Below are 21,130 nucleotides of genomic sequence, written 5' to 3' on the forward strand. Positions count from 1 at the left end.
ACCGGCGGAACACCTGGCGTCGGCAGGCGGCTTTGCGCCTGCCCGGCACCCTGAGGTGCGGCAATTTGAACCCCGCGAGCCCCTGCCCCAGCAGATGCCCCAGCGGGCGCCAATGCCGCCAAGGACGGAGGCGCGCACATCCATGGCACCCGCATCCATCAGCGTTTCAGAGGCCGCCCAGGACGCGGCCCGGCTGGCGGCCGGGGCCAACACCCTTGAGGAACTGATTGCCGCCATTGAGAATTTCAACGGCTGCCCGGTCAAGGCGACCGCCAACCGCACGGTGATCTTCGACGGCAACCCCGATTCGCGGGTCATGCTGATCGGCGAGGCTCCGGGCGCGGAAGAGGACCGGCAGGGCAAGCCCTTCGTCGGCGCGGCCGGCCATCTGCTCGACCGGATGCTCGCCGCCATCGGGCTTGATCGCGAGCACGCCTACATCTCCAACGTCTTCTTCTGGCGGCCGCCCGGCAATCGCACGCCGACGCCCCAGGAGATCGCCCTGTGCCAGCCGTTCGTGCGCCGCCATGTGGAACTGGTGCGCCCCAAGGCGATTCTCGCGCTGGGCGGCGTTTCCGCCAAGGCCCTGTTCGATACCGAGGCGGGCATCACCCGCCTGCGCGGCCAGTGGAAGGATGTCGCCTTCGGTGAGGTCACCGTTCCGGTACTCGCCTCCTTCCATCCCGCCTACCTCCTACGCCAGCCCGCCCAGAAGCGTCTTTCCTGGGAAGACCTGCTGGCCTTCAAGGACCGGATCGGGACCTCCCGGTGATGCCTCGACGCCTGACCTTCGCCGCCCTCGGGCGGGCGACGCTGCGGGCCGCTGTCTGCCTGCTGGCCGTAGGCACCGCGCCGGTCGCCCTGCTCTCCCCGGCCATTGCGCAGAAGATCACGTCCTCCCAGCGCATCCCTGACAGCATTCCCCAGATTTTGGGCAGCGAGGACCGGCGGATCTACACGCAGGCCTTCAGCGCGCTGGATAGCGGACAGCCGGATAAGGCCCGCCAGCTGGCCCGGCAGGCCCGCTCTTCCCTGCTGCGCAGCCATATCGAGGCGGAAAGCCTGCTGGCGCAGCGCAGCCCGTCCTTCACAGACCTGAACGCATGGCTGGCCGCCAACCGCCGCCATCCGCTGGCTGCCCGCATGCATGAGCGCGCCCGCACCGTCATGCCTGCCGATGCCAGCTTGCCCGAGCTGCCGTCCGGCTGGGTGTCGGCCCCGGCCGAGCCGGTCTCGCGCCCATGGACGGCCCCGCGCCTGACGCCGCTGGAGGCCGTTTCCGCCAACCGGCTGGAGAAGCGGCTGACGCCCCTGTTCTCTGCAACCAAGTTGACCGAGGCCGAAGCCTCCCTCAAGGCCGAGCAGGACCGCGGCAGTCTTGCCCCCCACACCCTTGCCGACTGGGGTCAGCAACTGGCGTGGCGCTATTACATCGAGGGCGAGGACGCCGCCGCCCTGCGCATTGCGACACAGGCCAGCGCGGCGGACAGCCCCAGCGCGGGCCGTGCGCACTGGACCGCAGGCCTTGCCGCCTGGCGGCAGGGCGACTGCAAGCTTGCCGGCACGCACTTCTCCGCCATGAGCGAAAAACCCGGCCTCACCGCCGAGGAAATGGCCGCCGCCCGCTTCTGGGAAGCCCGCGCCCACATGGCGTGCCGCCGCCCGAAGAAGGTCAGCCCCCTTCTCAAGCTGGCGGCTCAGGTGCCCGAGAGCTTCTATGGCCTCCTTGCCCTGCGCACGCTGGGACTGGAGCCACCGTTCAACTGGGGACCGCCCAGCTTCATCAATGCGGACTGGAACCAGCTCAAGGACATTCCCGCCGTTCAGCGTGCCGTTGCCCTGGTGCGCATCGGCCAGCTCGGCCGCGCCGACCGCGAGCTGAAGCACCTGTGGGGCATGACCGACCACGACAACTATGATGCCCTCGTGCGGCTGGCCTCCGCGCTCGGCCTGCCCTCTACCCAGAAGTGGCTGAGCCAGCGCCCGCCACTGGGGCAGACCGCGCCGATGGCCCTGCGCTTCCCCGCGCCGGACTGGACGCCCCACGGCGGCTGGCGCATCGACAAGGCGCTGGTGTTCGCGCTGGCGCTCCAGGAATCCAACTTCCAGACCGATGCCGTCTCCCGCGCCGGGGCGCGCGGCCTGTTGCAGTTGATGCCTGCCACGGTGCAGCAGTTGCGCAAACAGGGCGCGCTGAACGGCGCGAGCGGCTCCCTGAGCGATCCGGTATTCAATCTGGAAGCCGGGCAGACCTATCTGGAGCACCTTCGCGACTGGCCGACGAATCGGGGGCTGCTGCCCAAGATCCTCGCCAGCTATAACGCAGGGCCCAATGCCGTCAGCCGCTGGCGCAGCTTCGAGAAGTACGCGGACGACCCCCTGCTGTTCATCGAATCGATTCCGTACGCCCAGACGCGCCATTATGTGGAGCGGGTGCTTCAGTACTACTGGCTCTACCAGTTCCGCTTCAACATGCAGACCGCCAGCCTCGATGCGCTGGCCAACGGCCGCTGGCCGGAGTTTCCGCAGCCCCTGCCCCAGCCGATTCTGGCGGCAACCGAGGCTGACATCCCGGCCCGCATCGCCAAGCCTGCACCAAAGGACGCGGTGGCTGCCTCCACGCCCAAGCCCGGCCCTGCAGCAACGCCTGCGACCACGCCCACACCCTTGCGGCAAACGGTCGATATTCTCGGCATAACGCCGCCGCTGCAGGTTCAGACCGCCTTCAACAAGAGCCGTCCTGAGCAGCCCAAACTCGAACAGGCTCAGCCCGAACAGGAAAGGTAAGTCCCGTGCCGATTGACGAGAGCCTGCCGTTTCAGCCGGTCAACATCGCCATCCTGACAGTTTCGGACACCCGCACGCTGGCGGATGACAAGTCCGGCCAGACGCTGGCGGACCGCATCGAGGCCTCCGGGCACAAGGTGGCCGCCCGCAAGATCATCCGCGACGATGCCGAGGCCATTGCCGGCCAGCTTGACGCGTGGATCGACGATCCGGAGATCGATGTCGTTATTTCCACCGGCGGCACCGGCGTGACCGGGCGCGACGTGACGCCTGAGGCGTTCGCACGCGTGTGGGAGAAGGAGATCCCCGGCTTTGGCGAGCTCTTCCGCTGGATCAGCTTCCAGAGCATCGGCACTTCCACCATCCAGTCCCGAGCCACGGCGGGCGTGGCGCGCGGCACCTATCTGTTCGCGTTGCCCGGTTCGACTGGCGCTGTGAAGGATGGTTGGGATAAGATCCTGAAAGATCAGCTCGACAGCCGCCACAAGCCTTGCAACTTCGTGGAGCTGTTGCCGCGATTGACCGAACGTTGATAACGCCCCGTCCGGCCTTTCAGGGTCGCTCACGGGGCGAACTTTGAAGGGTCAAAGGATGAAATATATCAGCACGTTGGCGTTGGCGCTCATGGCAGCGCCCGCCGCAGCGCAGGCACCGGCCGCGACAACGGACACCACACAGGACCCCTATCTGTGGCTTGAGGAAGTCGAGGGTCAGAAGGCACTGGACTGGGTAAAGGCCCGCAATGACCAGTCCCTGAAGATCTTGGAATCCCAGCCCAAGTTCGCCGAGTACCGCGCCAAGGCCGAGGCCATCCTCAGCGACAAGCGCCGCATTCCCACCCCGTCCATTCAGGGCGAGAACGTCGTCAACTTCTGGCAGGACGACACCCATGTGCGCGGCATCTGGCGCAAGGCGACGCTGAAGTCCTACCTCTCCGGCCAGCCGCAGTGGCAGACCCTCATCGACATGGACACGCTCGCCAAGGCCGAGGGCAAGAACTGGGTCTGGAAGGGCGCGACCTGCCTGAAGCCAGACTATGTTCGCTGCCTTGTCGCCCTCTCCAACGGCGGCAAGGACGCCGTGGAAGTACGCGAGTTCGACACCGCGACCGGCCAGTTCGTGGCAGACGGCTTCCGCCTGCCGGAAGCCAAGGTGCGGCTGGACTGGCTTGACCGCGACACCCTGCTCGTCGGCACCGACTTCGGCGAGGGCAGCCTCACCAACTCGGGCTATCCGCGCATTCTGAAGACGTGGAAGCGCGGCTCTGATCTGGCCGCCGCCAAGACCGTCTATGAAGGCAAGGTGGAAGACGTGTGGGCCGCACCTGACGTCTCCATCAGCGAGCGCGGGACCTATCCGGTCATCATGCGCGGCATCAGCTTCTACACCGGCGAGGTCCACCACATGAAGGCGGACGGCACGCTGGTGCGCTCGCCGCTGCCGATCGATGCCGACTACAAGCTGGTGTTCAACGGCAAGCTGATTGCCCTGCTGCGGACCGACTGGACCCACAACGGCACCACCTACCGCCAGGGCTCGCTCGTCGCCTACGCCATCGACCCGCTGCTGAACGGCCAGGCGATCACCGTCGAGCAGGTGTTCGCACCCAAGCAGGGTCAGGCCATCAGCGAGATCGATGGAGCGAAGGACACCCTTTACGTCAACATTCTCGACAACGTGCGTGGTCACCTGCTGGCGCTCAAGCCGGGCAAGGACGGCACGTGGGTCTCCACCGACCTCAATGTCGGCAAGGACGTGGCACTGGAACTGGTCAGCGCCGGTTCCAAGTCCGACCTGATCCTGTTCAAGCGCGAGGGCTACACCACGCCGTCCGAACTGGTGGCAGCCGGTGACGGCCCCACCAAGGTCGCGTACGCCCTGCCCGCCCGTTTCGACGCAAGCAAGTTCACCGTCGAGCAGCTGTTCGCCACCTCGAAGGACGGCACCAAGGTGCCCTACTCCATCGTGAAGCCGAAGGACGCCAAGGGCCCGCTGCCGGTGTGGATGTTCGCCTACGGCGGCTTCGAGATCCCGCTGGTGCCGAGCTACGTCGTGCCCGAATACCAGTTCTGGATCGAGGAAGGCGGCGCGTACGTGGTCGCCAACCTGCGCGGCGGCGGTGAATACGGCCCGACCTGGCATCAGGCAGCCCTGCTGGAGAACCGTCAGCGCGCCTATGAAGACCTGTTCGCGGTCTCGGAAGACCTGATCAGCCGTGGCATTACCACCCCGGCCAAGTTCGGTGTCTATGGCCGCTCCAACGGCGGTCTGCTCACCAGCGTGGCGCTCACCCAACGGCCGGACCTCTACGGCGCGATCATCTCCGGCGTGCCGCTGGCCGACATGAAACGCTACCACCTGCTGCTGGCCGGTGCGTCCTGGATGGCCGAATACGGCAACCCGGATGACCCCGCACAGTGGTCGTTCATCAGCCAGTATTCGCCCTACCAGAAGCTGGCCGCAGGCAAGAAGTATCCGCAGATCTTCTACTACACGTCCACCAAGGACGACCGCGTTCACCCCGGCCACGCCCGCAAGATGGCGGCAAAGCTGGAGGAGCTCGGCTCGCCCTACTTCTACTATGAGAACCTGGACGGCGGACATGCAGGTGTCGCCAACCTCAAGGAGAACGCCTACCGCGCGGCCCTCATGCTGGTTTACATGAACAGCCAGCTGAAGTCCGAAAGCCCGGTGGCCGCTCCAGCCGTGCCAGTGGCAACCACCGCCGCCGGTGCAGCCAACTGAGGAAAGAACTTGGGGGAGGCAGGGGTGCAACGCCCTCTGCCCCCTCACCCGCTTCCAGGCCGCGTTTCCCTGTCGGAGGCGCGGCCTTTTTTCTATCCGGGTCAGGCGCGCTGCCAAAGGCGGGACACGGCCCGCCCCGGAAGCGCCCCGCAATCGCCTGCAAAGCCGCCTTGCAGCGCCGAAAGCTGCACTTCGGCTATACGCGGCAGCCTGGCTAGGCAAAAACCACTCATTGGGCGTTTAAACCCCCGTAGCGTCGTTTTCGCGTTCTGGATGATTTAGGTGCCAACCTCAACTCAAAAGAAGTTGAATAAGGAGACCCCTAAGCTGTCGACGCAGGCCCCGACCTTGAGGACATACGTTTCACGTCCGTTTCCGTTTGCCACCGAACAAGCTGCGCATATGATCGCTTCGATAACCGAAAGGCAAGAATCGTGAAAACTCACATCATGGGCATGGCTTTCCTCGCCCTAACTGCATTCGACGCCGCTCCGACACTTGCCCAACCATCCGCTTCCAGAGAGCAGACGATCGCGCAGATCCTTGAGGCGATGGCTGCCGCTCACGGCCCCATTCGGATCGAGCGCCAGATGGTTGAGAAATCCATCATGGACTCGCTGTTCAAGGCAAAGCGCGTTTACAAAACTCCTTCCCAGCTTTGCGACCCCGAACTGCCCGAGTGCGCGGAGCGGGTCCGAACGATCATTGCGGCGGATGTGGACCGCATTACGGCCTCGATGCCGGAGCGAGTCCCCGCAACCTTCTCTGAAACCTGGTTGGCGAAGATGCAGGATGTCGGCCTTGCCGAACTTCTGGCCGAGCTAGGCGGGTCACCCAGCAATGGTGAAATCCCTTCGCTGCAAGCGCGATACAAAGCAATTATGTTTGCAATGCAAGGCACTCTCCGGATTCTTTCCGAGGAAAGCGAGGCGCTCTACGACAAGGTAGCCGCCGCCACCGTTGACCTGCCCAAACCACAGCCTCCCCGTGTCCGGATGGCCGCACCACCACAGGTCGCAGCGCCGCCACAGGCTCCAAAGTCCAAGCAGCCATAAGTTCGGGAAGGCGCACCGACCGCTAAAAACGGGCGCGGCCCAACAATCTCATGGGGATCGCAAGGGGGGCCGAGACCCCCTTCCCTGTCTTTGACTTTACCCTACCCAGCCCATCACGACCTGATGTAGCGGGTTGGCAGGGTCTGACAGCAGCTTGGCCGCCATGACGAGCGAGATGAGAACCAGCAGCGGCCGGATGAGCCGCGGACCAAAACTCATGGCCGAGCGTGCGCCAAGTCGCCCGCCGAAGAACTGGCCGATCGCCATCATCGCACCCAGCGCCCAGAGGATATGGCCACTCGCCCCCAGCACGACGACGGAGACAAGATTGCTCGTCAGGTTCAGCGCCTTGGTGTGCGCCGTCGCACGGATCAGGCCCATGCCCACCAGCATCACGAGGCTCAGCGCGAAGAACGAGCCGGTGCCGGGGCCGAAGAAGCCGTCATAGAAGCCGATGCCGCCGGCCACGAATGCATAGGCGAACGGCGTGAGCCTTGCCTGCGAATCCTCATTGGTCGCCTTGGGGCCAAACAGGAAATACAGCGCAATTGCCACCATCAGCAGCGGCAGCAGCACCATCAGCCAGCGCGTGCTGATGTGCATGACCGCCACGGCCCCCAGCGCCGCCCCTATAAGGGTGGTGAACAGGGACAGCTTGATGGAGCGGAAATCGATCTTGCCGGCCTTCCAGTAGCTCCACGTTGCGGACGTGGTGCCGACACAGGCCTGTGCCTTGTTGGTCGCGATGGCGGTCACCGGATCAAGCCCTGCGGCCATCAGTGCTGGAATGGTGATGAGCCCGCCGCCTCCGGCAATGGCGTCGATAAACCCGGCGACGAACGCCGCCAGACACAGCAAACCGATGATTTCCGGTGCGAGATCCACCGCCGCCCCCAACGCCCGTACCCAGCACACCCCGGCCGAAAGAGATACCGGGAAACGCAAAACGCGGCAGGTTTCCCTACCGCGTTCTGATAAAATCCGTCAGGACAGCCCGATTACTTAATCTTGGCTTCCTTGAAATCCACGTGCTTGCGGACGACCGGATCGTACTTGCGGAACGTCAGCTTTTCCGTCTGCGTGCGCGGATTCTTCTTGGTAACATAGAAATAGCCGGTGTCGGCGGTGCTCACCAGCTTGATCTTGATCGTCGTCGGCTTCGCCATGGTCTCGTTCCTCAGGACTCAGGGGCTCAGCGCGCGCCACGCTCAGCCCTGCAAAACAGGTGGCCGCCTATGCCCCATGGTAGATGAGAAGTCAAGGCCGCCCGACAGGGGCGGTAAATAGTCCGTTCATCTTGGAGCAAGGCAAAACCGTGCATAACGCCTACTGTTTGTATGCGGTTCCGTTTTTTTCGTCTCACCATTTCAAAAAGGGCGGAACATGACTTCCATGTTCGTGGCGTCAGGCCGCAAACCGGCTCGTATCGCTGTGCGTGACCACATTTTCCAGATTGTCCGACACCACCGCGGCTGGTCCCCTTCCGAACTGCAACGAAGGCTGGGCCCGCTTCAGCAGCAGGCCGAACACTGCGGCTTCCATATCATCGCCGGACTGGCCCGCGCGTTTCAGCGGGAGCTTGCAGCCAACCCTTCCGATCGCTGCACCGGCCCCTACCTGGCCTACATGACCCGCGCGATGGCGCTGGAACCTTCAAACGATCGAGATATCCTCAACCTGCTGCTGGCGGGAATCGATCGCCGGCTGGACGAAGCGCGCCAGCACCGTGCCCTGGCTCCGGCCCCAGCAGACAGGCAACCGACAACAGCACCTGCTCCTGCTCCTGCGCCACAACGCACCGGGCCTGCTCCAGAGGCCACGCCCGGCAGCTTTGAGCAGTACAGTCAGGCTGGCGGCCGTCCTGTGCCAGCACTGGCCACCACCAGCTCTGCGGGGCCCCGGAAGGCGTCACTTCATTTCGTGCAATGAGTAGATGGGTGACGCCGTAACGCTGCACCAGCGTGCGCACCCCCTCCGGCCCAGAGCTGAACACTGCTACGGCCGTATCGGCCAGTCGATCCCGCATCGCCAGCACATAATCGGTATCATACGGCAGGTGGTATTCACGTGCCGTCAGCACCCGCCGCTTGGCCGCAGCGGGAATGTTGTCGAGGTCCGGGCTGAACCCGGCCACCAGCGTCTCCGGCGGTGTCTGTTCCAGCACGCGCATCAGGCCTGGCGCCTCCGGCACACTGATGAGCCCGAGCACACGCTGCGGCACCAGCAGCGCCAGCAAAGGCAACGCCACGAGAACGACGGCCAGCCCCTTCCATAGTCCCCGCCGGTGTTGCGGCAGCCACACGGCCAGCGCTGCCCCCGCCAGCACGGCAAAGGCCACCCGCTCGCCGATCAACGGAAACCGCCCCGGCAGATATAGCTTGAAGAGCATCAGATGCGCCGCCGCCCAGAGAATCAGCCCCGCTACGATCGCGGCAAGGCTCAGCCGGCGAACTTCTACCGGCAGGCGCCGCCAGCGCAGCGCGGCCAGCACCACTAGGACGGTCAGCAGCACATGGCGCAGCACCGGCTCCGGCAACGCGCCCGAGCGCTTGGAGAGCAGCCAGTACTTCACCGGATTTTCAACAAAGTAGGCAGTGCGCCCACCCTCCTGAAACTCGGCCATCCGCCGTGCCTCGTCCCCGCTGACCACACCCCTGCCTGCGCCCATGGCCAAGGCCGCCAGCGCACCAACGAACAGGCCCGCCACCATAATGGCCGGGCCGGTCCACAAGGCGCGAAGCTCGGCGAAGCTCTTCCGGCCGTCCAGCAGATGCGTCAGGCACATCAGGCTGATTATCCCGCCCGCGAACACCGCCGCTGTCGGATAGGTCAGGGACAACACCGCTCCGAGAACAGCCCCTAGCAGCGGGCGATTTTCTCGCCAGCACACCAGCACCGCCATCAGCATTGGCCAGGAAAACGCCCGCGCCGTCGCGCTGGCGATATCGTCGCTCACCCAGATGCCCTGCACGAACAGCACCGCGCCCAGCGCCGCCGCCAGTGAGCCGATGCCGGTTGTGAGCAGGAAGCGCCACGCCAGCCAGGCGGTCAGCAGGGTCAGCGCCACCGGGTAGAGCTTGGCCATCAGCAGCGCGGAGGCGCCAAGCTGAGCAGGCAGCCAATAGAACGCCTTGTAGATCGGCGTGTTGCTGCCAACGAAGAAAGTGGCGATGAAATCGTCCCGGAACAGGCTCGGGTCAAGCATGGCCTCGAACCAGACCACGTGCTGGCGGGCATCGTCCTGAATCGCGAACGGGTCCGAAAAGGCGAGAATCAGCCAGACAAGGCCAAGCACGGCAGCAGCAGCCAGCGGCAGCCAGCGCCAGCCCTGTGCCGCCTTTTGGCCAGAGACGTCAGGCAGCAGCTTTGGCAAAGACGAATCGCCGGTAAACCACATATTTCACGCAGAAGGAGGTGCCCAGGACGAGGATCGTCACGAGGAGATAGTGCAACGGGGAGTGGGTGACCAGCAGGGAGAACAGAGACCACTCCAGCAGCCGCGCCGTGCCGGACGTACCGGCGAACCGCACGAACTGGCGTGCCGCGCCCCCGTCGGTCGAGCCGAAGATCAGGTGCCGCCCGATGAAGAAATTGATGACCAGCAGAATGGCCAGCGTGCAGGCGTAGGACACGCGCGGGTCCTGCCCCGCCAGTTCGGTCAGGCCCCAGGTCAGCGCAAGGTTCATCCCACCGGAGAAGAAGCCCGTTGCGATGTACATGGCGAACGGACGCACATGCGCCTCCAGCGCCTGTGGAACCGGCACCCCCAGAATCCGCATCCGAGGGAGCGTGCTCATCGGCGGGTGCGCCGGTCGATCAGATCCGCCAGCAGGCCCAGCACCGTGGTGTTGAGCGCCAGCAACAGGGCCGTCGTGGTCTTGTCGGTCAGGTCCGTCAGCACGAACGTGTCATAGATCGCGCTGATGAAAAACGCCGCCCAGAAGAACAGAATGAACGGCTTCAGAACCTTCAGCGGGGCGAAGAACATGCCGGTGCGGGCAATGGTGCTGACGAAGCGCAGCGTGTCCCGGATCGGCTTGATCTTCGACTTACCGATGCGCGGCGTGTACGAGATGGGCTCGTAGATCACCTCCCGCCCTTCCATCAGCATGGAAATGGTGATGGTGGTGGTGAAGCTGAAACCGTCCGGATAGAGGTCGAGGTAACGCCGGGCCACATCGGCGCGGAAGGCGCGAAACCCGGAGTTGATGTCCGGGATGTGGGTGCCGGTGATCCACTGCGCATAGCGGCGCAGGAAGATCTTCGGAATGGCCCGGACCTTGGAATAGACCACGTCATTGCCGATGCGTGCGCCCACCACCATGTCCGCATCCGGTAGAGAGAACAACTCGCCCATGCGCAGGTTCGGATAGGTGCCGTCCGCATCCGTAATCGCAACCCACGCACCCCGAGCCACGCCGAGGCCGGTCTTGAGGGACGCGCCGTAGCCCTTGTTCTTGCGATGCCGGATCAGGCGCACCCGCGCGTCCGTCTCCGCCACGGTTTCAATAACGGCAACGGATGCATCGCTGGAACCGTCATCGATCACCAGCACCTCGAAGCTGTCCGGCGCCAGCGAAGCCTCACAGGCAGCAACCACGGCCTCAATGGTGTCGCGGATCGCACCCTGCTCGTTATAGCATGGGATCAGCACGGAATAGGCGATACCGGCCGGAGCCTCGACCGCGGAGCCAACCTGCTCCAGCAACACTTTGTCCTTCATCCGGAATCTCCCTCCAGCGCGCCCCGTGTTTGGCACGCTGCCGTCCCGTTCTCAACCTTGCCAGCAGTCGCAACTGTGCGATTAACCCCGCCTGCGCACCCGTCCGCCGTTTCGTTTCACCTTGCGCGAGCGCGGCGACGGGCGGGAACGGCCTGCACCGTCCTCGCCTTCAGGCATTTCCACCAGCTCGAACCGCATCCCGCCGGTCACCGGATTGGCTTCCACCAGGCGGATCGGCAGGCGCTGGCCCAGCGAGAAACTAGCGCCGGTCCAGTCCCCTTCAAGGCGGCGGCCGCCTTCGTCAAAGGTGAAACGCTCCTCGCCTAGGGTGCTGATGGGGATGAGCCCATCGCCGCCCAGCCCCTCGATGGTGACGAACAGGCCGAACTTGGCCACGCCCGAAATCCGCCCGGGGAAGACTTCGCCAATGCGCTCAGACAGATACGCCGCAATGTAACGGTCGACCGTGTCGCGCTCGGCCTCCATCGCCCGCCGCTCGGTCATCGAGATATGCTCGGCGGTGGCCGACAGGTGCGCCACCTGTTCGTCCGTCAGGCCGCCCTCACCCAGCCCCAGCGCCCTGACCAGGCCGCGGTGGACCATCAGGTCCGCATAGCGGCGGATCGGCGAGGTAAAGTGGGCGTATGACTGAAGCGACAGACCGAAGTGGCCGACGCTGTCGGTGCCGTAGTAGGCCTGCGTTTGGGTCCGGAGCACCTGCTCGGCGATCTGCTCGGCGAACGGCTCTTCCTTGGTCCGCTCAAGAATCTGGTTGAACAGGGCCGGACGCACCACCTGACCCAGCGCCAGATTGACCTCGAGGCTCTCGAGGTAATCCTTGAGAGACAGCAGCTTTTCCTGCGTCGGCGGTTCGTGGATGCGGTAGACACCGGTCACGCCGGTCGCCGCGTGGCTTTCCAGTTCCTTGGCAGCGGCCACGTTGGCCGCTATCATGTAGTCCTCGATCACCCGGTGGGCATCGAAGCGCTCGCGCACCTTGATCTCGACGATCTTGCCCTGATCATCAAGGATGACGCGCTTCTCCGGCAGGTCGAGGTCCAGCGGCTCACGGTAGTCCCGCGCCGCCTTCAGCGCGCCCCAGCCGCCCCACAGGTTCCACAGGCCCTTCAGGTGCGGGGCGGTGTGATCGTCGGCACTGCCGTCGATGGCCGCCTGGGCCTGCTCGTAGGCGAGGTTCGCCGCGCAGCGGATCAGCGCTCGGGTGAACCGCCAACTCTTGATCCGGCCCTTGTCGTCCACCTTCATCAGGCAAACGAGCGCCGCCTTGTCCGCGTCAGACGTCAGCGAGCAGGCATCGCTCGAGAGCGCGTGCGGCAGCATTGGCACCACCCGGTCCGGGAAGTAGACCGAGTTGCCCCGCTCCCGCGCGTCATGGTCCAGCGCCGAGCCCGGCTGCACGAAGTAGCTCACGTCCGCAATGGCAACGCCGAGCGTCCAGCCGTCCTTGTTCTTCGGATCCTCGTCCGGTTCCGCCCAGATGGCGTCGTCGTGGTCGCGCGCATCGACGGGGTCGATCACGAGGAACGGAATGTGCCGCAGGTCTTCCCGCTCGCCCAGCGGCTGGCGGGAGGAGGCCTCCGCTTGCGCCAGCGCAGCATCGGTAAATTCGGTCGGGATGCCCTTCTGGTGAATGGCGATGAGCGAGAAGGACTTGGGCGCGAACGGATCGCCCAGCCGCTCGATAACCTTCACCGCTTGCAGGCCCATCGGGCGGCCCCGGCCCATCGGTTCGGCCAGCACCAGCTCGCCGCTTTCAGCCTCGTTCAGCTGATCGGGCGGAATGATGAATTCAGCGCGCAGGCGCTTGTCGGCCACTTCCAGCCGCCATTCGCGCCCGGCCTTGCGCACGACGCCGAGCACGTTCTCGATGCGCCGCTCCAGCTTCTTCAGAGGATGGCCGCGGAACCGGTCGCCGCGCGTCTCGATGCGGGCGACGCACCGGTCGCCCACGCCGAGCGTCGAGCGCCGGTTGCGCTCGATGACCTTCACCTGAGGCGGCTTGCCGGGATGCTCCCACACCTCCGGCTCGCCGAACACATCGCCGTCCGCCGTCACCTTGGTGATCTTCAGCACCGCCACCTTGGGTAGCTGGCCGCCCACATGGTAGGTGCGCCCGGCGGCCCGCTCGATTTCGCCCTCGACCTCAAGATCCTTCAGCAGGGACTTGAGGCCGATCTTCTCGGCGCCCGAAAGGCCGAACGCACGGGCGATCTCCCGCTTGCCGACGGCAACCGGGCTGTCCTTGATAAACGCGAGAACTTCTTCCCGGGTGGGTAACCCGGCCTCTTGCCGTTTGGCCAATCGCGTCACGCCTCTGTCTCTGACGGCGCTTTTTTCGCCGCCTTCTTTGCCGGAGCCTTCTTGGCCCCCGTTGCCTTCACAGCAGCTTTCTTGGCCGGGGCCTTTTTGGCTGCCGCCTTCTTCTCGGTCGCTGCACCCTCGGCCTGGTCCTTTGCGCCCTTGGCGGCGGTTTTCTTGGCCGCCGTCTTGCGGGCAGGCTTCTTGGCCGGACCCTTGGCCGCCTTCGCCGCGATCAGTTCCACCGCCTTCTCCAGAGACAGGTCGTCAGGCGACATGCCCTTGGGCAGGGTGGCGTTCACCGATCCATCGGTCACATAGGGGCCGTAACGTCCGTCCATCACCTTTACCGCCGCACCGGATTCCGGGTGTGCTCCCAGTTCCTTAAGCGCTGCGGCGGCCTTGCGTTCCCCGCGCCCCCCACGATTGGCGGCATCCGCCAGTGTGACGACGGCCTGGTTCATGCCCATGGTCAGCACCTCCTCGGTGCTCCGGAGGCGGGCATACTTGCCGTCATGCAGCAGGTACGGCCCGAACCGGCCGATGCTGGCCAGAATCGGCTTTCCCGTCTCCGGGTGGGTACCGACCGTGCGCGGCAGCGCCAGCAGCGCCAGCGCCTGAGCAAGGTTCAGCGTATCGACCGGCACGTCCTTCGGAATGGAGGCCCTTGGCGGCTTCACCTTGTCCGCGCCTTCCTCGCCCAGCTGCACGTAGGGGCCGAACCGGCCCGAGCGCAGCGAGACGTCCAGCCCGGTGGCCGGGTCCGTGCCAAGCACCTTCGGCCCTTCGTCAGCCTGCCCTGCCGTTGCCTCTTCCGAGCCGAACGGCCGGGTGTAGCGGCACTCCGGATAGTTGGAGCAGCCGACGAACGCGCCGAACTTGCCCGCCTTCAGCGACAGGCGGCCTTCGGCGCAGGCCGGGCACGCGCGAGCATCGCGCTCGCCTTCCCTGGCACCAAACAAGTACGGCTCAAGGAACTCGTCCAGCGTCTTGATGACATCGCTGGGCTTGAGTTCGAGGATTTCCTTGGTTTTGGGCTCGAAGTCCGCCCAGAAGGCGCGCAGCACGTCCTTCCAGTCGATCTGGCCCGAGGAGATCTGGTCGAGCTGGCCTTCCAGATCCGCCGTGAAGTCATATTCCACGTAGCGCTCGAAGAACTTCTCGAGGAACGCGGTCAGTAGGCGGCCCTTGTCCTCCGGCATGAAGCGGTTGCGCTCCATCTTCACGTAGGCACGGTCGCGCAGAACCTGAAGAATGCTGGCGTAGGTGGACGGACGGCCGATGCCCAGCTCTTCCAGCTTCTTGACCAGAGAGGCTTCCGAATATCGCGGCGGTGGCGTGGTGAAGTGCTGCTCGCTCTTCACGTCCTTCAGCGCCGGGGTCTCACCCACGGTCAGCTTCGGGAGCCGGCGATTGTCGTCATCATCCCCGCTGGTGGACTGGCTGTCGTCCCGCCCTTCCTCGTACACCGCGAGGAAGCCCGGGAACTGCACCACTTGGCCCGTGGCGCGCAGGCCGGTCTTGCGGTCCTCCGACAGAAGCTCGGCCGTGGTGCGCTCCAGCCGAGCGCTGGCCATCTGGCACGCAATCGTACGCTTCCAGATCAGCTCATAGAGCTTCGCCTGCTCGGCCGAGAGATAGCGCGCCGCCTTGTCCGGGCGCAGGCTCAGGTTCGTCGGGCGAATCGCCTCGTGCGCTTCCTGGGCGTTCTTGGCCTTGGTCTGGTAGGTCCGCGGCGAAGACGGCACATAAGCCGCGCCGAAATCCTCCGCGATCACCGCGCGGGCGCCAGCAATCGCCTCGCCGCTCAGCGTCACGCCGTCCGTACGCATATAGGTGATGAGACCCGTGGTCTCGCCGCCCATGGAGATGCCTTCATACAGCTGCTGGGCGACGCGCATGGTCTGGGTTGCGGAGAACCCGAGCTTGCGAGCGGCTTCCTGCTGCAGCGTGGAGGTGATGAACGGCGGGTACGGATTCCGGCTGACCGGCTTCTGCTCCACCGATTCGATCCGGAAGCGCGACCCTTCCACCGTGCGGCGGGCGTGCTCGGCGCTTTCGGCGTTGTTGATGCTGAACTTGTCCAGCTTCTGGCCGTCCAGCAGCACCAGCCGCGCCGAGAACGCTTCGCTCGAGGCAGTGTTGAACAGCCCGTCGATGGTCCAGTACTCGCGGGCGACGAACCGCTCGATCTCGATCTCGCGATCGCAGATCAGCCGCAGCGCCACCGATTGCACCCGGCCCGCAGACCGGGCGCCGGGCAGCTTGCGCCACAGCACCGGAGACAGGGTGAAGCCCACCAGATAGTCCAGCGCGCGGCGGGCCAGATAGGCGTCGATCAGCTCGCGGTCGAGGTCGCGCGGGTTGGCCATCGCCTGCGTCACCGCAGACTTGGTGATCTCGTTGAAGGTGACGCGCTGCACGCCGCCCTTAGGCAGGGCGCGCTTGGCCTTCAGCACTTCCAGCAGGTGCCACGAGATGGCCTCGCCCTCGCGATCAGGGTCGGTCGCGAGAATGACCCGCTCGGCTCCCTTGACCTCGTCGGCAATGGCCTTGAGCTGCTTCTGCTTGTCGCCAGAGACCTCCCAAACCATGGAAAAGTCTTCGGCCGGCTTCACCGAGCCGTCCTTTGCAGGCAGGTCGCGCACATGCCCATAGGAGGCCAGAACCTTGTAGTTCGACCCCAAATATTTGTTGATTGTCTTGGCCTTGGCCGGCGACTCGACGATCACTACATCCACGGCGGCCCGTCCTTTCAGATCTTACGGGGCGGGACGCATACCTCAGTTCTATAATGTCTCGCAAGCCAGAGCCGGTCCCAATCGCTCTGTTAAACCGTTGGAACGAGCGATACCCGGTGCCCGATGTGACGCAGAACCCGCCCCGCCAGCTCCAGTTCGAGCAGCACAATCGACACCACGGCAGCAGGCAGACCGGTAGCACGGATCACCTCGTCAACGCCAACCGGCACGGTGCCGAGCAAGGCCAGAACCGCCCGGCGCGCCTCATCATCTGCCTCATACTGAACCAGTGAAGCCGGAGCCTGCTGGGGTGCGAACGGCACGATTGGTGCGGCAATATCCGGCCGCAGCTGCGGCTCCAGCGCCTCCAGTACATCGGCGCAGGACTGCACCAGCGTCGCCCCGTCCCGGATGAGGCTGTTCGGTCCAAGGGCGCGTGGCTCCAGCGGCGAGCCCGGCACCGCCATCACCAGCCGCCCCTGCTCTCCCGCCAGCCGCGCCGAGATCAGCGAGCCTGACTTGGCCGTTGCTTCCACCACCACCAGCCCCAGCGACAGGCCAGAGATGATGCGGTTGCGCCTCGGAAAGTGACTCTGCTGCGGCACGGAGCCCCACGGCTGCTCGCTCACCAGCAAGCCCTGCTCCGCAATCGCCTGCTGCAGCCGCTCGTTCTCCGGCGGATAATAGACGTTGAGGCCGCCTGCGATCACGCCGACGGTGCCACCGGCCGGGGTATTCCCCGCCAGATTGCCGAATTCCAACGCTCCCTTATGTGCAGCAGTGTCAATGCCCCGTGCCAGCCCGGAGACAACCACCAGCCCGGCTTCTGCCAGATCCCGCGCCAAGCGCTGCGTAAAGGCCTGCCCCGCCAGAGAGGCGTTGCGTGCCCCCACAATGGCAACGGCGGGCCGATCCGCCAGCACCATATGCCCACGCACCGCCAGCACCGGCGGCGCGTCTTCCACATGTGCAAGGCGTGATGGGTAAGGCGGCACGCCTAGAAACAGCAGCTCCCCACCACCGGCCCGTGTCGCCTCGATTTCTGCCTCTGCTAGGGCCGCTGGTGCGATTCGGATGTTCCGCCGCCCGCCCTTGCGCGCCAGGTCCGGCACAGCCTCCAACGCCTTCGCCGCCGATCCGAACCGGGCCAGCAACTGCCGGAAGCTGACTGGCCCCACGTTCTCGGAGCGAATCAACCGCACCCGGGCGATCTGCTCCGCCGTGCTCAGATGGGAAAAAGCCGAGTGAGAGAGAGGACGACCCATAGCGGCCCAAGTGTCCGCGCAGGGGCGCGAACGGTCAAGGTTCGCCGGGGTCGTAGAACGTCTCTAAAATAGTCGAATACGAGCATGAGTTAACAAGCCCAAATCACTGAGTTTTAACGACATTCAGGCCATTAACAGAACAGACCCCTATTCCTCGCCGTCTTCCGCCGCCTTCTTTTTCGAGCCAATGCGGGACTCCTCGCCGCGCATCAGGCGCACGATGTTGTCCGTGTGCTTAAAGTAGACCAGCGCTGCCATGCCGACGCCCAACGCCGCCATGTCGAGGCGATCGGTGTAAAAGGCAACGATCGGCGTCACAATGACGGCCACCAGCGCGCCAAGCGATGAGTAGCGCGTGATGAACGCGGTCGCCAGCCATGCCACGGCGAAGCCCACGGCCGGCCAGATCGCCAGTGCTGCGGTCACGCCGATATAGGTGGCAACGCCCTTGCCGCCCTTGAACTTCAGCCAGACGGGGAACAGGTGTCCAACGAACGCGCCTGCGCCCGCCAGCACGGCGGCATCCGCCGAGAATTGCGCCGCCAGCAGCACCGCGACCGCGCCCTTGCCGCCGTCCAGCAGCAGGGTGGCGGCGGCCAGCGCCTTGTTGCCGGTGCGCAGCACGTTGGTCGCGCCGATATTGCCCGAACCGATGGAGCGGATGTCTCCCAGCCCGGCGGCCTTGGTCAGCAGCAGGCCGAACGGAATCGAGCCGAGCAGATAGCCGAGAATGGCCCACACCCAAGGATTGCCGAGCATTTGTCCTGTCGCTCCCAAGCTTACTTACATGTTTCGGCGCGAACCTACCCGCCGCGCGTGAACCCGTCAAAAGCCTATATGCGTTCAGAACATTTTCAGTTGCGTGCAATATTCAGCCCGCCTCGTGGCTGCGCCTTGCCCGTAACATCGCGCCCACCTAAAAGGCTGACATGACCGACACCCTGCGCATCGCCCTCGCCCAGATCAACCAGATCACGGGTGACATCGACGGCAACATCGCCGCCATGCTCGACGCCCGCGCCCGCGTGGCCGACGCCGACCTGGTGGTGTTCCCCGAGCTTTCGCTCATCGGCTACCCGCCGGAGGATCTTGTGCTGAAGCCCGCGCTGCATCATGCGGCGCAGGCCGGGCTGGAGCGGCTGGCCGCCGTGACCGCCGATGGCGGCCCCGCCATGCTTGTGGGCACCTGCTGGGCCGAAGACAGCGCACTCTACAACGCCGCCGTGCTGCTGGAGGCCGGGCGCATCGCCGCCGTCACCCGCAAGCACGACCTGCCCAACTACGGTGTGTTCGACGAGAAGCGCGTGTTTGCCTCCGGACCGCTGCCGGGGCCCATACCGTTCAAGGGCGTGCGCCTCGGCATTCCGGTGTGCGAGGATATCTGGACGCCGGACGTGTGCGAGTGTCTGGCCGAAACCGGCGCGGAGATCCTCATCAGCCCCAACGCGTCCCCGTTCGAGCTGGGCAAGGAAGACAAGCGGCTCCAGCACGTGGTGGCCCGCGTCACGGAAACCGGCCTGCCGTTCATCTACCTCAACCGCATGGGCGGTCAGGACGAACTGGTGTTCGACGGCGCCAGCTTCATCCTGAACGCAGACTGCTCGCTGGCCGCCCGCCTGCCGGAATGGCAGGAACACATCATGGTGACGGACTGGACACGCACGGCCTCCGGCTGGCAGTGCGAGAAGACCGAGATCTGCCGCCCGTGCGACGAGCTGGAAGACGTGTATCGCGCCATGGTTCTTGGCCTGCGCGACTACGTCACCCGCAACCGCTTCCCCGGCGTGGTGCTCGGCATGTCGGGCGGCATTGACAGCGCCTTGTCTGCCGCCGTTGCCGTCGATGCGCTGGGCGCAAGCAAGGTGTGGTGCGTGATGATGCCCTCGCGCTTCACCTCGCAGGAAAGCCTGGATGACGCCGCTGATTGCTCCAACCGCCTCGGCGTGCGGCTGGATTCGGTGCAGATCGAGCCCGCCGTGCAGGCGTTCGACGCCATGCTCGCCGCTCTGTTCAAAGGGCGCGGGCGCGACATCACCGAAGAGAACATCCAGTCCCGCTCCCGCGGCCTGACGCTGATGGCGCTCTCCAACAAGTTCGGCCACATGGTGCTGACCACCGGCAACAAGTCGGAGATGTCCACCGGCTACGCCACGCTCTATGGCGACATGTGCGGCGGCTATTCGGTGCTGAAAGACGTCTATAAAACAATGGTGTTCGACCTGTGCCGGTGGCGCAACGCCAACCGGCCCATCGAGGCGCTGGGGCCGGAAGGCGAAGTGATCCCCGAGCGGATCATCACCAAGCCGCCGACCGCCGAGCTGCGCGAAAACCAGAAGGACGAGGACAGCCTGCCGCCCTACCCGGTGCTGGACGCCATTCTGCATGGACTGGTGGAGGAGGAGCTTTCCGTCGATGCCATTGCCGAGCGCGGTTACGACCCCGCCGTCGTCTCCCGCGTCGAGCGTCTGCTGTATGTTGCAGAATATAAGCGACGGCAGGCCCCGCCGGGGGTAAAGATCACCCCGCGCAGCTTCGGCCGCGACCGCCGTTATCCCATCACCAACGCCTTCCGGACCGCACGATGACTGATACACCCCCTGTAGTTCGCTTCGCGCCGTCCCCCACGGGTTACCTGCACGTCGGCAACCTGCGCACGGCCATCATCAACGCCCTGTTTGCCGAGAAAGCCGGCGGGCGCTTCCTGCTGCGGCTGGACGACACCGACCTTGCCCGCAGCCGCGAAGAGTATGTGGACGGCATCCGCCGCGATCTCGCCTGGCTCGGCATCCGCATTGACGGCGAGGAGCGCCAGTCCGCCCGCACCGCTGCCTATGAAGCCGCATTCGAGAAGCTGCGCGCCTTCGGCCGGGTGTACCCCTGCTACGAGACCAGCGAAGAGCTGGAAATGCGCCGCAAGATCCAGCTCTCCCGCGCCCTGCCCCCAGTGTACGATCGCGCGGCGCTGAAGCTGACCGAAGAAGACCGGGCAAAGCTGGAGGCCGAGGGCCGCCGCCCGCACTGGCGCTTCAGGCTGGAAACCAGCGCCCGCATTGAATTCGAAGATCTGGTGCAGGGCCATGTGAGCCTTGATCCCGCCTCGCTGTCCGATCCCGTGGTACGGCGCGAGGACGGATCGTGGCTCTACATGCTGCCCTCCGTCATTGATGACATCGACATGCAGATCACCCACGTGGTGCGCGGGCAGGACCATCTCACCAACTCGGCGGTGCAGCTCCAGATGTTCGAGGCGCTGCAGGCTCCGGCACCGACGCTGGCGCATCTGGCGCTGCTCTCCACCAAGGGTGGCGAGCTGTCCAAGCGTCTCGGCTCGGCAGGCGTCGAGCACTACAAGGCACTGGGCGTCGAGCCGCTAACACTGATCGCCTATCTCGCTCGCCTCGGTACCTCGCTGCCGATCGAGCCCGTGACCGATCGCGCCGCGCTGGTGGAGACGTTCGACTGGTCCCGCTTCAACAAGGCCAACGCCCTGTTCGA

General features: G+C 65.2%; 16 protein-coding genes. 7 read left to right on the forward strand and 9 right to left on the reverse strand.

Annotated elements, in window-relative coordinates; genetic code table 11:
• The 5 genes from VIG90_RS14915 to VIG90_RS14935 all read left to right on the forward strand — a co-directional run.
• Window positions 1-772 (forward strand): uracil-DNA glycosylase (locus VIG90_RS14915; protein ID WP_331594311.1); only part of this gene is annotated, 772 nt, incomplete at its 5' end.
• The gene (locus VIG90_RS14920; protein ID WP_331594325.1) at window positions 772-2,787 is read left to right on the forward strand and encodes a lytic transglycosylase domain-containing protein; all 2,016 of its coding nucleotides are present in this window, start codon (window positions 772-774) and stop codon (window positions 2,785-2,787) included. The genes VIG90_RS14915 and VIG90_RS14920, both read left to right, overlap by 1 nt.
• Before the next feature lie 5 nt (window positions 2,788-2,792).
• On the forward strand, window positions 2,793-3,320 hold the full coding sequence (gene moaB / locus VIG90_RS14925) for a molybdenum cofactor biosynthesis protein B (protein WP_331594312.1): 528 nt from the start codon (window positions 2,793-2,795) through the stop codon (window positions 3,318-3,320).
• Between the two features lie 58 nt (window positions 3,321-3,378).
• Window positions 3,379-5,532, forward strand: a complete 2,154-nt coding sequence (locus tag VIG90_RS14930) for a prolyl oligopeptidase family serine peptidase (protein WP_331594313.1) — start codon at window positions 3,379-3,381, stop codon at window positions 5,530-5,532.
• 434 nt (window positions 5,533-5,966) lie between these two features.
• Window positions 5,967-6,587, forward strand: coding sequence for a hypothetical protein (locus VIG90_RS14935; RefSeq protein WP_331594314.1), 621 nt, complete (start codon window positions 5,967-5,969; stop codon window positions 6,585-6,587).
• A 96-nt stretch (window positions 6,588-6,683) separates the two neighbouring features.
• Here the strand turns inward: VIG90_RS14935 and VIG90_RS14940 are convergent, their stop codons facing one another.
• The 9 genes from VIG90_RS14940 to plsY form a co-directional block, all read right to left on the reverse strand.
• Window positions 6,684-7,472 carry a TSUP family transporter gene (locus VIG90_RS14940; RefSeq protein WP_331594315.1) on the reverse strand — a complete coding sequence of 263 codons (789 nt, stop codon included), beginning with the start codon at window positions 7,470-7,472 and terminating at the stop codon, window positions 6,684-6,686.
• A gap of 113 nt (window positions 7,473-7,585) precedes the next feature.
• Window positions 7,586-7,753, reverse strand: coding sequence for a 50S ribosomal protein L33 (gene rpmG / locus VIG90_RS14945; protein WP_259278248.1), 168 nt, complete (start codon window positions 7,751-7,753; stop codon window positions 7,586-7,588).
• A 506-nt stretch (window positions 7,754-8,259) separates the two neighbouring features.
• Window positions 8,260-9,960 carry a hypothetical protein gene (locus VIG90_RS14950; RefSeq protein WP_331594316.1) on the reverse strand — a complete coding sequence of 567 codons (1,701 nt, stop codon included), beginning with the start codon at window positions 9,958-9,960 and terminating at the stop codon, window positions 8,260-8,262.
• On the reverse strand, window positions 9,941-10,384 hold the full coding sequence (locus VIG90_RS14955) for a GtrA family protein (protein ID WP_331594317.1): 444 nt from the start codon (window positions 10,382-10,384) through the stop codon (window positions 9,941-9,943). Before VIG90_RS14955 ends, VIG90_RS14950 begins: the two co-directional genes overlap by 20 nt.
• Entirely contained in the window at window positions 10,381-11,310 is a 930-nt protein-coding gene (locus VIG90_RS14960; protein WP_331594318.1) for a glycosyltransferase family 2 protein, read from the reverse strand. The genes VIG90_RS14955 and VIG90_RS14960 overlap by 4 nt, the downstream gene beginning before the upstream one ends.
• A gap of 81 nt (window positions 11,311-11,391) precedes the next feature.
• Window positions 11,392-13,641 (reverse strand): ribonuclease R, encoded by a 2,250-nt coding sequence (gene rnr, locus VIG90_RS14965; protein WP_331594319.1) that lies wholly within the window; start codon window positions 13,639-13,641, stop codon window positions 11,392-11,394.
• Window positions 13,638-16,370: a type I DNA topoisomerase gene (gene topA / locus VIG90_RS14970; protein ID WP_331594320.1), complete on the reverse strand. Its 2,733-nt coding sequence runs from the start codon at window positions 16,368-16,370 to the stop codon at window positions 13,638-13,640. Before topA ends, rnr begins: the two co-directional genes overlap by 4 nt.
• Window positions 16,371-16,459: 89 nt before the next feature.
• Window positions 16,460-17,635, reverse strand: a complete 1,176-nt coding sequence (gene dprA / locus VIG90_RS14975) for a DNA-processing protein DprA (protein ID WP_331594321.1) — start codon at window positions 17,633-17,635, stop codon at window positions 16,460-16,462.
• A 147-nt stretch (window positions 17,636-17,782) separates the two neighbouring features.
• On the reverse strand, window positions 17,783-18,394 hold the full coding sequence (plsY, locus tag VIG90_RS14980) for a glycerol-3-phosphate 1-O-acyltransferase PlsY (protein ID WP_331594322.1): 612 nt from the start codon (window positions 18,392-18,394) through the stop codon (window positions 17,783-17,785).
• A 170-nt stretch (window positions 18,395-18,564) separates the two neighbouring features.
• Here plsY and VIG90_RS14985 point away from each other — a divergent pair, with 170 nt between their 5' ends.
• On the forward strand, window positions 18,565-20,220 hold the full coding sequence (locus tag VIG90_RS14985) for an NAD+ synthase (RefSeq protein WP_331594323.1): 1,656 nt from the start codon (window positions 18,565-18,567) through the stop codon (window positions 20,218-20,220).
• Window positions 20,217-21,130: glutamate--tRNA ligase (locus VIG90_RS14990; protein ID WP_331594324.1), on the forward strand; the 914-nt coding region annotated here is incomplete at its 3' end. The genes VIG90_RS14985 and VIG90_RS14990, both read left to right, overlap by 4 nt.

This window comes from Pedomonas sp. (assembly GCF_036515995.1).
Classification (GTDB): domain Bacteria; phylum Pseudomonadota; class Alphaproteobacteria; order Sphingomonadales; family Sphingomonadaceae; genus Pedomonas.

Excerpts from the sequence above, each read along its gene's own strand:
- VIG90_RS14930 (WP_331594313.1), top strand. The coding sequence starts at position 3,379 with ATGAAATATATCAGCACGTTGGCGTTGGCGCTCATGGCAGCGCCCGCC.
- dprA (WP_331594321.1), bottom strand. The coding sequence starts at position 17,635 with ATGGGTCGTCCTCTCTCTCACTCGGCTTTTTCCCATCTGAGCACGGCG.
- VIG90_RS14960 (WP_331594318.1), bottom strand. The coding sequence starts at position 11,310 with ATGAAGGACAAAGTGTTGCTGGAGCAGGTTGGCTCCGCGGTCGAGGCT.
- rpmG (WP_259278248.1), bottom strand. The coding sequence starts at position 7,753 with ATGGCGAAGCCGACGACGATCAAGATCAAGCTGGTGAGCACCGCCGAC.
- VIG90_RS14955 (WP_331594317.1), bottom strand. The coding sequence starts at position 10,384 with ATGAGCACGCTCCCTCGGATGCGGATTCTGGGGGTGCCGGTTCCACAG.
- VIG90_RS14985 (WP_331594323.1), top strand. The coding sequence starts at position 18,565 with ATGACCGACACCCTGCGCATCGCCCTCGCCCAGATCAACCAGATCACG.
- plsY (WP_331594322.1), bottom strand. The coding sequence starts at position 18,394 with ATGCTCGGCAATCCTTGGGTGTGGGCCATTCTCGGCTATCTGCTCGGC.
- VIG90_RS14920 (WP_331594325.1), top strand. The coding sequence starts at position 772 with ATGCCTCGACGCCTGACCTTCGCCGCCCTCGGGCGGGCGACGCTGCGG.